Source organism: Micromonospora sp. NPDC049274 (assembly GCF_040678875.1).
Lineage (GTDB): Bacteria > Actinomycetota > Actinomycetes > Mycobacteriales > Micromonosporaceae > Micromonospora.
Genome location: NZ_JBFAQS010000007.1, coordinates 82635 through 94016, shown reverse-complemented (window position 1 = coordinate 94016; position 11382 = coordinate 82635). Strand labels below are relative to the sequence as shown.

The following is an 11382-nucleotide window of genomic DNA, read 5'->3' as shown; positions in this document are numbered from 1 at the left end:
CCGGGGAGGCTCTGACCACGAGTCCTCACGAGCGAGTGCGGATGATCGTCTTTCCGGTGATCCGCTCAGTGGGGTTGAGAGCGGCGACGGCGTCGTCGAGGTCCGCGACGTTGCCGATGTTCGTCCGCAGTCGCCCATCCCGTACCCGCCCGACGATCTCCCCCAGTTGGGCGCGATCAGGTGTCACGACGAAATCGATCGCCAGGCCGTCCGCGGGCCGCGCCTCGGACGGTCCGACGACGGACACCAGGATTCCTCCGGCTCGAATCAGGCCTGCCGACCGCTTCCCGATGTCGCCACCGATGACGTCGAAAACCAGATCGACTCCACCGACGGCTTCGAGGGCGTCGTTCTCGAGGTCGACGAACTCCTGCACGCCGAAGTCGAGCGCCTTCGCACGGTCGGCAGCGCGTCCGGTGCCGATGACGTAGGCGCCGAACTCACGTGCGAGCTGCGTCACCATCGAACCGACAGCACCGGCAGCGCCGTGCACGAGGACGCTCTGCCCCGTCCGGAGGCGGCCGTGCTCGAACAGTCCCTGCCAGGCGGTCAGGCCAGAGATCGGCAGGCTCGCGCCCACCGCGAAGTCGACGTCGCCGGGCAGCGGCGCGAGGTTGCGCGCCTCGACGGCCACATACTCCGCAAGGGTGCCGTCGCGGGTCCAGTCCGTGAGGCCGAACACCCGCTGACCCACCGACAGTCCCGTCGTGCCATACCCGAGAGCCGTGACCACTCCGGCCAGTTCGTGCCCAGGGATCGACGGCGTCCGGTCACGGCCGAGGCGATCGGTCCAGGTCGAGGGCCACGTCATCTCGGTCGGGACGAAACCTGACGCGTGAATCTGGACGATGACGTCGTTGAGAGCCGGTTCCGGCTCAGGCCGCTTCACAAGCGTCATTCCGGCCGTTCCGGCAGCCTGGTCCGTCACCACGATCGCCTTCATCAGATACCTCCTGTATCCAGCCCTCGTCTGCACCGGCCCGAGGAGCACATTTCCGTTTCCCAGCAATGGCGGCGCCAAGCCTCGGCGCCGTGTCATCCACCCCGACCGGTGGCGGTTGGGGCGCCGGACGTGGCGGCAGCGTCTGCCGAACCGCACGCCGATGGACACGTCGGGCACCTCGTCACTACCGGGGGCACCCCGCTGGGCGTCCCGAACCTAGCGACGGTAGACTGGACTGTCAAGTCCACTATTGAGCCGCGTGACCACTACTGTGTCCGCGAGGGAAGTGCCAGTTCAACCTCATCAGCAGGGTGGCTCGCCGGACCCCAGCGGGACACGGATCTTGGACTACGGGGTCCAGATAAGGGGGAGGCTGCGGGAATATGGCCGACCCGGAGAGTGTCTGCACTAGCGGGTCCGGTGCCCTCCACCTGGCTCCGCAGCTCTGACTACCAGGTGCCCAGCACGACGACAGGCAAGGAGACGACGTGAACACCGAAAAGGCAATCCTCGCCGGCGGCTGCTTCTGGGGCATGGAGGAGTTGTTCCGCCGCCAGCCCGGCGTCGTGTCCACACGCGTCGGCTACAGCGGCGGCGACGTCCCGAACGCCACCTACCGCAACCACGGCACCCACGCGGAGTCCATCGAGGTCGTCTACGACACCGACAAGACCGACTTCCGCGCGCTGCTCGAGTTCTTCTTCCAGATCCACGATCCTTCGACGAAGAACCGCCAGGGTAACGACATCGGCATCAGCTACCGCTCGGCGATCTTCTACACCGGCGACGAGCAGAAGCGGGTCGCCGAGGACACCATCGCCGACGTCGACGCCTCGGGGCTGTGGCCCGGCAAGGTCGTCACCGAGGTCACCCCGGCAGGTGACTTCTGGGAGGCCGAGCCTGAGCACCAGAACTACCTCCAGACCTACCCCAACGGATACACCTGCCACTTCCCCCGCCCCGGGTGGAAGCTTCCGAAGCGGGCCACGGCCTGACACCTCCGGCGCGCGGATCCCGGGTCCGCGCGCCGGTCCGGGCGCAGGTGGTCGCCCTGGGCCGCTCACGACGCGCGGCCCCGCAACTGCAGAAACTTTTGCCTTTAGGACGAAGTGGTCCGGGGAAGCACGCACCGACGATGATTCAGCGATTGTCCGTACAGCCTTCACTGGGCCGAGGCTCGGACGTCGGCCCTTCACCATCACGTAAATGCGCCCTGACGGCGGATGGACTCCGCGGTCCCGTTCCTCCTAGATCATCTGGCCCGCTGGATAGACTCGACAGATGAGCGACGAGCAGACGGCTGCGCCGACAAATGGGCGGAGGATCAGTCAGCGGGGCATCGCGACGCGAGAGCGGATCCTCGAGGCGGCGAACCGGCTGATGCTCGTGCGCGGAGTGAACGCGACGACCCTTGACGACATCCGCGAGGCAAGCCAGACGAGCAAGTCGCAGCTCTACCACCACTTCGCCGACAAGCAGGAACTCGTACGCGCCCTAGTCAGATATCGGGGCGCGCTTGTGCTTCAGCGTGAACGGGGAGGGCTCGAACGACTGAGATCGTTCTCCGGCCTGGTCCGGTGGCGTAACGCGCTGGTCCAGGCAAATTCGCTGAACAACGGCAAGTACGGGTGCGGCCTCGGGTCAATGGCGCTCGAGCTGTCTGATCAAGATGAGCAGGCTCGATCGTCGCTGTCGGAGACGTTCGCGGCATGGGAAAGGCTGATCAGTGATGGTCTGCACCGGATGCGCGACAGCGGTCTACTGCGCCAGGATGCCGACCCGGAAAAATTGGCCACGGGATTGATGGCCGCTCTGCAAGGCGGCTACCTGCTGGCGAACGCCGCGCACGACGTCGCACCCATGGAAGTCGCATTGGACATGGCGCTGGAACACATCAAATCGTTCCTCGTGCAGCCGGCACCGCGACCGACCAGCCACACTGTCGGCGACCAAGCGGCAAAGATGCTGTGACCGCGATCAGCGACGACCAACAGGGGGAGAGGCCCTGCTCAATCTGCCAGGTGCATCCGCCACGGGGGTGCACGAGATCAAGCGGCAGTCAGCTCCGGTGCGCCGGACGCTGGGGGCGATGTGAGGATGGCAGCGTGCTGACAATTGGTCCGTTGACCGAACCCGATCGCGACGAGTGGGAGCGGTTGACCCGAAGTTTCCACGCGCACTGGGCCGGCCGCCCGGGTCGGCCCGCGACCGAGGTTGACGACGCTGGCTACGAGCGGACGTGGCAACGCCTGGTCAACGGCGAGCAGATCCGTGGCGTCTGCGCGCGACTCGACGGCACGATGGTGGGCATCGCGCACTACCTGTTCCACGCCAGCGTCTGGGGCGCCGGGCGCTGCTACCTGGCGGATCTGTTCGTGGATCCGCACGTACGACGGCGAGGTGTCGCGACGGCGATGATCGAGTGGGTGGCCAAGGATGGCGATGAGCATGGCGCCCCACGCCTGTACTGGAACACCGAGATCGACGCCGACGCGCGCACCCTGTACGACAGGCTCGCCGTCTACCGGGGCTACATCGTGTACAACTACACGCGGCCCGCCCCTACGGCCGTGACGTGAGCCAGCGGATGGACGGCGGGTTACCCAGCGGCGGTATCGAGGTCTCGCCGGGCGACACCGAGGCGCTCGAAGCCCGCTGGGCGCACTGTTGGAAGCCGCGCGACGTCGCACGCCACCTGGCCGGGATCCCCGCGCCTTGGTACGTCGCGGCAGGCTGGGCGTTGGACCTGTACCGCGGCGAGCAGACCCGCGACCATCACGACATCGAGATCGCCGTACCTGCCGGACGGTTCCCGGAGATTCGCGAGCGTTTCGCCGGGCTCACGTTCGACGCGGTGCACTCCGGTCGCATCTGGGAGGCGGCGACGCCACAGGTGCTGAGCGCCACGTGGCAGACGTGGCTGCGCGAGCCGGATACGGGGCGCTACCTGCTTGATGTCTTCCGGGAGCAGCACGACGGCGATGAGTGGATCTGCCGGAGAGACGCAACGATCAGGCTGCCGTATGCCGAGATCATCAGGTACACCCCGGAGCGGATCCCGTACCTGATCCCGGAACTTGTCCTTCTCTTCAAGGCCAAGCACGTACGCCCGAAGGACCAGACGGACTTCGACGGCGTTCTCCCGCTGCTGGCGCATCGCCAACGCGCGACGTTGTCCGCACTACTGAGGCAGGTGCATCCGGGCCATGTCTGGCTGGCCGCCCTGTAGCACCGCCGGTCGAGCAGGTCCGCAACGTCACCGGGTAGCAGAATCGGACGCGAGGGCCGCCTCCACCGCGTCCGCCGCCGCTCGACGCCCGCCGGCGGCCCGCACCGTCGCGGAGGCGGCACGCAACCGCTCGCGGATCGTCGGATCGTGCGCGAGGTCGCGGATCCTGGCCACGCCCTCGGTCCCGCTCGGGTCACCGTCGTCCGGGAGTCGCACGCCGAGACCGAGGGCCTCGACCCGTGCCGCGACGAGGTGCTGCTCGCTCGTGCGCGGTGCGCACACCATCGGGACGGCGAACCAGAGGGCCTCCATGACGCTACCCATCCCGGCGTGCGTGACGAAGAGGTCGGCCTGTGCCAACGCGGCGAGCTGGTCGACGTGCTCGTGCGCCTCGACCCGGTCGGACACCGTCGGAAGGGCGGCGACCGGGAACCCGCCGGTGGACACGAGCACCCGGTGGTCCGGCGCCGCGGCGACCGCGGAGCGGACCAGCGACCGTACCGTTTCCGGCTCGGCCGCCGCGGTGCCGGCGCTGACGTACACGAGCCGTTCGCGCCCCGCAGGGGCGGCGCCGAGCCGCGAACCCAGACACGGTCCGACGAAGTGGTGGTCCGTGCCGAACTCGTCACCGTTCCACTGGAACCACCGCGGGAGGAACGCGATCGATCGCTGCTCGCGCGCCTCGGCCAGGTCGCGTACGGTGCCGCGCTCGACTCCCCAGTGCGCGCAGAACTGGTCGAGCTGATCCTGTAACGCCGTGAAGGCGGGGTGTGCGGGGTCGAGCACGCTCGTCTGCCCGGTGGCCGCGGCCAGCGACCACGCCGGCCCCTGGGCGAAGGACGGGAACAACGCCACCGCCGGCCGGTCGAGCAGCTGCGCCAGCGCACGACCGGCCGGGTGGGCAGCCCGGTCGTAGAGCAGGATGTCGGGGACGTCGCCGCGCAGGACGGGAAGGACCTGGGGTACGACGGCGGCTGCCTCCGCCAGCAGCACGAAGGGCAGCCACACCGCGAAGTCGCTCGGCGGCACCGACGACGACGGGCGCGTGACAAGCGTCGACTCGTAGGTGACGACGTCCGCGCCGGCGCGTCTCGCCGGGGGCGCCGCGACGTCCGGGGTCAGACAGGTGACCCGGTGCCCGCGCTCCCGCAATTCGGCGATCACGTCGAGTACGGGAAGCAGGTGGCCGGTGGCCCCGACGGCGAGGACGGCGACGTGCGCGCCGGGCGTCGTGCTCATGCGCGCAGTCCGTGCCGGGCGGTGTACCAGAAGAACCAGGACAGCAGCCCGGCGAGCATGACGACGTACTGCACGTTGGTGACCGTCGCGACCGCGTCGAGGTCGATCACCGAGGCGATCGCGATGCGGACCACCGCGTCCAGCATCAGGACCACGCCGACCACGACGCTCACCAGGCGCAGCCGGCGCCGGAAGACGGGATCGTCGATCCAGCGCTGCTGCCACGCCGCGGCTCCCGCGTCGCCGACCTTGGCCGTGGCGATGACAGTGCCGAGGTGGAGCATGAACGGCCGCTTCATGGCCAGCGACAGCAGCACCCAGGCGCCGAGCAGGCCGGTGAGCCATCCGTCCTTGATGTACAGCAGACGCGCGTCCCCGGTGACCACGCTCAACGCGCCCCCCGCGACGAACAGGCTGACGACGACGAGGCCGGCGACGTCGACCCGTCGGCTGCGCGCGGCGACCAGGGCGGCGTTGGCGGCGGGGACCGCGCCCGCGGCGAGGGTGGCGGCCAGCACGTCGGCGCCCAGGGCGCGAAGCACGTAGTAGACGACAAGTGGCAGGACCGCGTCGACGACGACTCGTCCGACGAGATCACGGCGGGCACCCCGTCTCCCCCACGCCTCGGCGGCGGCTGTCGCGTCCTCCGGGTGGTCGTCGGCCGGCCTCACGCGAGCACTCCCCCGAGATCCCCGGAGGCCGGGTCCACGGCGGTCGCGCGATCGAAGATCGCGCACAACTCCTCCGCGTAGGCGGCCAGGTCCATCCCGTCTCCGCGGGCGAACCGCTCCACAGCGGCATCGACAGCGGCTCGGACCGTCACGGCCATCACCACCGGGTCGAACCGGCGCAGCTCCCCGGACTCCTGACCGGAGACGAACAGCTGCGCCAGCAGCACCAGCGGCACGTCCTCGCGAAGATCCGCGTCCGCCGTCTCCCGGGGCAGGTTACGGGCGATCTCGACGGCGGCACGGGCGTACGCCGGCCGTTCGCCGAGAAAGCGGAAGTTCGAGCGCAGGTACGCGGCGAGCTTGCCGCGCGCCGACGCCTCCGCCTCGATCGCCGGGACCATGAACTGCTGCGCCCGCTCACCGATGTGGCGCAACGCCGCGGCGACCAACTCCTGCTTGGTGTCGTAGTGGTAGGTGATGAGCCGCGTGCTGCTGAGTCGCGCCGTCTCGACGATCCGCGCGAACGTCGCCCCCGCGTAGCCGTGCTCGGCCAGCAACTCGACGACCGCCTCCAGAATCCGCGTCTTCCGATCAACCTCCGGTGTTATCTGCATGGATAAAATAGCAGCAGATGATGGGCCTCCATGTCAAGGGACGGCATGTCCGTGATGGTGGTGGCGGCCCAGCTCGCGTCGTACGGCCTCGTCGAGTCGACCGAAGACGTCTACCGATCCCGCCCGCACCGGCGGCGCGTCAGCTGCGTCGCCCGCTCACGCGACCGCTGGTCGGGGGTACCCGACAACGGCACACGTCAGGTGGTCGTCGGAGGGACGGCGGTGGGTTCGGGGACGTAGCCGCAGCGTTCCGGGTCGCACTGCGTCTTGTGGTCTCGGCCCCAGAGGTAGGTGTCTCGCCCGGCCGCCCGGGCGAGGTGGACGAGTCGCAGTTGTTGCCGACGGTTCACCGTCGAGGGCAATGCGGTGAAGGTCTCCGGGAGTACGGCGAGCATGCTGCTGACCTGGTCACCGTCGGACATTCGCACCAATGCGGTGCACTGCCACCAGCGGATCGTGCCGCCCCGAGCGCTCTGGTTGCCCGGCCAGTAGTAGTCCGCCGGATCCGGGACAAGGTAGTGCACCCCGTCGGCGTCCAGGTGGGCCCGAAGCCACGGTCCGCCTCCGCCCAGGCCGAGTCGACGTCGTCCGGCCTCTTCGGACAGGGCGCACAGCGCGTCGGTGTCGAGAGCTTTGAGAACTCTCGCCTCCGCGGGCAGCGGCAGACGCCCGACCGGAGCCTTGACCGGCCACCGGCCCAGCAGGACGCCGGCCCGTTGCGACAGCGTCATCGGCGGCGGGGTCCGGCCGTGAACCGGCAGTGGTGGTGGCGGCGTCCACCGGGCCCCGGCCTCCTCGATCTGGCGCAGCATCCAAGCGCGCCCTGAGGGCCCGCTGGTGTTCCACGTCCAGCTCATCGGCCGCTCGGCCATCGCCTGCTGAGAACTGCTGGCGGTGGCTCCCCTGCGGGATGGCCGCCACGGGCGTGGTCGGGCGATCCCCGGCATGTGGTGGCAAAGATCGGCCAGAGACCTTATGCGCTCCAGATCCTCGTCGAGGGAGCCGTCCTCCGACCCGTGCCGGGCGGTCGCGGCCAGATAGCGGATCTCGGTGAACGCCCTGGCCGCCAACAACGCGGCCATCTCCCGATCAAGCCGGGCCTCCCGACGACTCACGCCTCCTCGCCAGCACCGACACGACAGGCGAGTTCCCGAGCCCGGACCCACTCCGCCGGCCGGTCAAGCCCGTCGTCGAGCAGGAGCCACGTCGCGTCGACCGCCCCACCGACGAGGACCACAGCACCGCCCACCTCGACACCGAGCCACATGCGCCAATGATGCCAGCGGCCTACCGCTCGGTGGGGTCTGCGCTGATCACCAAGGTTCGGGCCCAGTTCGGCGACGAGGAGGCCGCCGCGCTGCTGCCAGCCCGCGGCACCGAGACCGTACGAGCGCTGTTGCTGCCCGCCCGCGAACTGTTCGCGGTGGCACTGGTTCGGCAGGGCGCGAGCTTCGGCTGGAACGGCCGCATCCGTTTGTCGCCGAGGACGGCAAGCGACGCGGTGGCGGCGCATCGTACCCAGGGCGTTGACGGCCAGCTCGGCCTTGCGTAAACCGCCGCCGTGCTCGGTCGTTCGGCTCTACGTTTCAAGCGCTGCCCGGCGCACCTGCCGCAGTTCCGAGCAGAGGAGTCGCAGATGGCGGGGACCAGTGCGAAGAGCGGTTCGACGGCGTCGTTCGACGAGGTGAAACAGGTCGACGCCGGCGTACTCAACGTCGGCTACGTCGACGCGGGCCCGCCCGACGGCGCTGTCGTGCTGCTTCTGCACGGCTGGCCGTACGACATTCACAGCTTCGTCGACGTCGTGCCGCTGCTGACCGACGCCGGCTACCGGGTCATCGTGCCGCACCTGCGGGGCTACGGCACCACGCGGTTCCGCTCCGGCGACGCGATGCGCAACGGCCAGCCGGCGGCCCTGGCCACCGACGCCCTCGCGCTCATGGACGCCCTCAACGTGGAGAAGGCGAAGCTGGCCGGATTCGACTGGGGTGCCCGGACAGCCGACATCGTGGCCGCGCTGTGGCCCGAGCGGTGCGCCGGCCTGGTCTCGGTGAGTGGTTATCTGATCGCCAGCCAGGAGTCGGGGAGGACGCCGCTGCCCCCGAAGGCCGAGCTCGCCTGGTGGTACCAGTACTACTTCGCCACCGAGCGCGGCCGGGAGGGGTACGACAAGAATCGGCACGACTTCGCCAAATTGATCTGGCAGACGGCGTCCCCCAGGTGGACGTTCGACGACGCGACATTCGACCGCAGCGCCGCCTCGTTCGACAACCCCGATCACGTCGACGTCGTGGTGCACAACTACCGCTGGCGGCTGGCCATCGCCGGGGGCGAACCACAGTACGACGAGGTCGAGCAGCGGCTGGCCGGCAAGCCGAAGATCGCGGTGCCCACCATCAGCCTGGAGGGCGACGCCAACGGCGCGCCCCACGTGGACCCCAGCGTCTACGCGAAGCAGTTCACGGGCCAGTACGAACACCGCACCATCAGCGGCGGCATCGGGCACAACCTGCCGCAGGAGGCGCCTCAGGCCTTCGCAGACGCGGTGCTGCAGGTCTGAGCCGCCTCCCTCCCGGCGGCGATCCGGGACATCGGCGTCACGTGGCCGTGCTCAGTCGAGCGGTCGGTTGTATTCGTGGAAGCCGACGACCTTGCCGTTTCGGACCATGACGTGAATGCAGTGCCGGGCCGCATACGGCTCGTTGAAGAAGACGCCCCGAGCCCAGTCCTCGAAGACGACGCGATCCTCGGCGACGGTTTTGGAGATCACCTCGACCGTGTCGAACCGGCTGGTGCCGGGTGCGAACACGCTGAAGAACCCGACCAGTTTCTCGCGCCCCTCGGCCCCGGTGAAGTGACCGGTCTGCGGGGCCGGGAGGATCACGTCCACCTCGTCGTCGAACAGGTCGAAGAAGCCCTCCCAGGAACCGGTCTGAAACCCTTCGATCAGGGCGTCGTACGCCTTGTCGGCGATCACTCGAACATCGTGGCTCATTGTCTGTTCCTTCTGAATCGGCTCTGTGCAGGCCGTGCGGGCTGGAGTGTGTCCGCTACCGGACGCCGTGCGGGGAACGCACGCCGCCGCCCGCTCATCGACCCGAGGGGTCCGCTGTGGGTCTGACCGGCACCGGTCAGCCCACAGCGGTGGGTGCGGGGGTCAGGTGACGTTGCGGATGGTGCCACCGTCGACGCGGATGTTGGCGCCGCTGATGTAGCCGGCCAGTGGGCTGGCGAGGAAGGCGACCGCCGTGGCGATCTCCTCCGGCCGGCCGAGCCGGTCGATGTCGTTGGGCACCAACTCGTTCGTCGCGCCCTGCTCGATCTGCTCCCAGGTCTCGCCCCAGCCCCGCTCGGGGGCGATCTCGATCAGCAGGTCCTTGACGGCCTCGACGAGGATCGCTCCGGGCGCGACGATGTTCGAGGTCACGCCGGTGCCCTTCAGTTCCCGGGCGAGCGACACCGCCAGGTTGTGTCGGGCGGCGAGGGTCGCGTTGTACTGCGGGTGCTGGAACAACGGCTGGGTCGCGAGCCCGCCACCGATGGTGATGACGCGTCCCCAGCCACGCTCGCGCATGGCCGGCACCAGTCGCTGGATCATCCGTACGCCGGAGATGACGTTGCCCTCGTAGGTCTCCCGCCAGGAGTCCGGCGTGGCGTCGGTCCAGGAGAGGTGCTTGTAGGCGCCAGCGTTGTTGACCAGGATGTCGACCGGGCCGCCGGCCAGGGCCGCGGCGGCTACCGCGTCCGCACCCTCGTCCGTGGTCAGATCACCGAGCGCGATGTCCGCTTTGCCGCCGGTTGCGCGGATCGCCTCGGCCACCGCCGTGGCCCGCTTCTCGCTCCGTCCGTGCACGACCACCTCGGCGCCTTCGGCGGCGAGCAGTCGCGCCATCGCCTCACCGAGCCCGGAGCTCGAACCGGTCACCAGGGCACGCCTGCCGGTCAGTTGCAGGTCCATCGGATTCTCCTTCTCTCTCTCGGCGTCACGCTGCTATGTCTACGACTGTAGACATCGCCGAACGGAGTAGTCTACACTCGTAGACGTGACGGCAGACACAGGCGAATCCGGGGACGGCCCGCGGCGGCGCGATGCCGCCGCCACCCGCGAGGCGATCCTGAATTCAGCGATCGAGGCGTTCACCCGCCTGGGCTACGACGGCGCTGGCGTCCGCGAGGTCGCCGCGGGCGCCGGAGTGACGGCGATGCTTGTCAACCGCTACTTCGGCTCCAAGGAGAAGCTGTTCGCCGAGGCGGTCGACCGCTCGTTCGCTCCGCGAACCGTCGTCAGCGACGACCCGAGCGTGCTGAGCGAACGGACGGCGGCCAGGTTGGCCGCGCGGACGTCACCAGAGGCGGACGATCTGGACCCGTTCGTGCTGATGCTGCGATCGGTAGCCAATCCACGGGCCGCCGAGATCATCCGCGCGGGCATCGAAAAGCACGTGGGACGGCACCTGACCGACATCCTGCCCGGCCCCGATGCCGCCCCACGCGCGGAACTGCTTCTCTCCCTGATCGCCGGAGTGTGGCTGATGCGCAAGGTCATCGCGACCCCGGCACTCACCGGCATGGATCAAGGGGCTCTCACCCGACAACTGCACGATCTGATCGAGGTCATCGTCGCCACACCGCCAGACACCGGCGGCGGCGATGGCGCACCCGCCGCGACCAGCCCCGGCTGACGGC

At 69.2% G+C, this 11382-nt stretch carries 15 protein-coding genes; 7 read left to right on the top strand and 8 right to left on the bottom strand.

The genetic code is table 11. From position 1 onward, the window contains the following. Positions 1-25 precede the first annotated feature (25 nt). Positions 26-943, bottom strand: a complete 918-nt coding sequence (locus AB0K10_RS15475; RefSeq protein WP_363683810.1) for an NADP-dependent oxidoreductase — start codon at positions 941-943, stop codon at positions 26-28. A gap of 488 nt (positions 944-1431) precedes the next feature. On the opposite strand from AB0K10_RS15475, the gene msrA reads away from it, so the two are divergent. The 4 genes from msrA (at position 1432) to AB0K10_RS15455 (ending at position 4172) form a co-directional block, all read left to right on the top strand. Beyond that, positions 1432-1938, top strand: a complete 507-nt coding sequence (msrA, locus tag AB0K10_RS15470) for a peptide-methionine (S)-S-oxide reductase MsrA (RefSeq protein WP_363683808.1) — start codon at positions 1432-1434, stop codon at positions 1936-1938. Between the two features lie 286 nt (positions 1939-2224). Then, positions 2225-2914, top strand: a complete 690-nt coding sequence (locus AB0K10_RS15465; RefSeq protein WP_363683806.1) for a TetR/AcrR family transcriptional regulator — start codon at positions 2225-2227, stop codon at positions 2912-2914. A 152-nt stretch (positions 2915-3066) separates the two neighbouring features. Then, the gene (locus AB0K10_RS15460; protein WP_363683804.1) at positions 3067-3522 is read left to right on the top strand and encodes a GNAT family N-acetyltransferase; all 456 of its coding nucleotides are present in this window, start codon (positions 3067-3069) and stop codon (positions 3520-3522) included. After that, positions 3519-4172, top strand: a complete 654-nt coding sequence (locus tag AB0K10_RS15455; RefSeq protein WP_363683802.1) for a hypothetical protein — start codon at positions 3519-3521, stop codon at positions 4170-4172. Before AB0K10_RS15460 ends, AB0K10_RS15455 begins: the two co-directional genes overlap by 4 nt. A gap of 27 nt (positions 4173-4199) precedes the next feature. Here the strand turns inward: AB0K10_RS15455 and AB0K10_RS15450 are convergent, their stop codons facing one another. From AB0K10_RS15450 to AB0K10_RS15430, 5 genes are all read right to left on the bottom strand, one after another. Beyond that, positions 4200-5411 carry a glycosyltransferase gene (locus AB0K10_RS15450; RefSeq protein WP_363683800.1) on the bottom strand — a complete coding sequence of 404 codons (1212 nt, stop codon included), beginning with the start codon at positions 5409-5411 and terminating at the stop codon, positions 4200-4202. Beyond that, entirely contained in the window at positions 5408-6082 is a 675-nt protein-coding gene (locus tag AB0K10_RS15445; protein ID WP_363683798.1) for a VC0807 family protein, read from the bottom strand. The genes AB0K10_RS15450 and AB0K10_RS15445 overlap by 4 nt, the downstream gene beginning before the upstream one ends. Beyond that, a complete protein-coding gene (locus AB0K10_RS15440) occupies positions 6079-6696 on the bottom strand; it encodes a TetR/AcrR family transcriptional regulator (protein ID WP_363683796.1) in 618 nt (205 codons plus the stop codon). The genes AB0K10_RS15445 and AB0K10_RS15440 overlap by 4 nt, the downstream gene beginning before the upstream one ends. A gap of 197 nt (positions 6697-6893) precedes the next feature. Beyond that, complete coding sequence (locus AB0K10_RS15435) at positions 6894-7811, bottom strand: hypothetical protein (RefSeq protein WP_363683794.1); 918 nt, start codon at positions 7809-7811, stop codon at positions 6894-6896. After that, entirely contained in the window at positions 7808-7963 is a 156-nt protein-coding gene (locus AB0K10_RS15430; protein ID WP_363683792.1) for a hypothetical protein, read from the bottom strand. The genes AB0K10_RS15435 and AB0K10_RS15430 overlap by 4 nt, the downstream gene beginning before the upstream one ends. A 6-nt stretch (positions 7964-7969) precedes the next feature. Between AB0K10_RS15430 and AB0K10_RS15425 the strand changes: the two genes are divergently transcribed. Both AB0K10_RS15425 and AB0K10_RS15420 read left to right on the top strand, forming a co-directional pair. Further along, on the top strand, positions 7970-8248 hold the full coding sequence (locus AB0K10_RS15425) for a hypothetical protein (protein ID WP_363683791.1): 279 nt from the start codon (positions 7970-7972) through the stop codon (positions 8246-8248). An 84-nt stretch (positions 8249-8332) separates the two neighbouring features. Continuing rightward, complete coding sequence (locus AB0K10_RS15420) at positions 8333-9256, top strand: alpha/beta hydrolase (protein WP_363683789.1); 924 nt, start codon at positions 8333-8335, stop codon at positions 9254-9256. Between the two features lie 51 nt (positions 9257-9307). Here the strand turns inward: AB0K10_RS15420 and AB0K10_RS15415 are convergent, their stop codons facing one another. Next, positions 9308-9691: a nuclear transport factor 2 family protein gene (locus AB0K10_RS15415; protein WP_363683787.1), complete on the bottom strand. Its 384-nt coding sequence runs from the start codon at positions 9689-9691 to the stop codon at positions 9308-9310. 162 nt (positions 9692-9853) lie between these two features. Then, on the bottom strand, positions 9854-10654 hold the full coding sequence (locus AB0K10_RS15410) for an SDR family NAD(P)-dependent oxidoreductase (protein ID WP_363683785.1): 801 nt from the start codon (positions 10652-10654) through the stop codon (positions 9854-9856). An 85-nt stretch (positions 10655-10739) separates the two neighbouring features. Here AB0K10_RS15410 and AB0K10_RS15405 point away from each other — a divergent pair, with 85 nt between their 5' ends. Then, a complete protein-coding gene (locus AB0K10_RS15405) occupies positions 10740-11378 on the top strand; it encodes a TetR/AcrR family transcriptional regulator (RefSeq protein WP_363683783.1) in 639 nt (212 codons plus the stop codon). Positions 11379-11382: the final 4 nt, after the last annotated feature.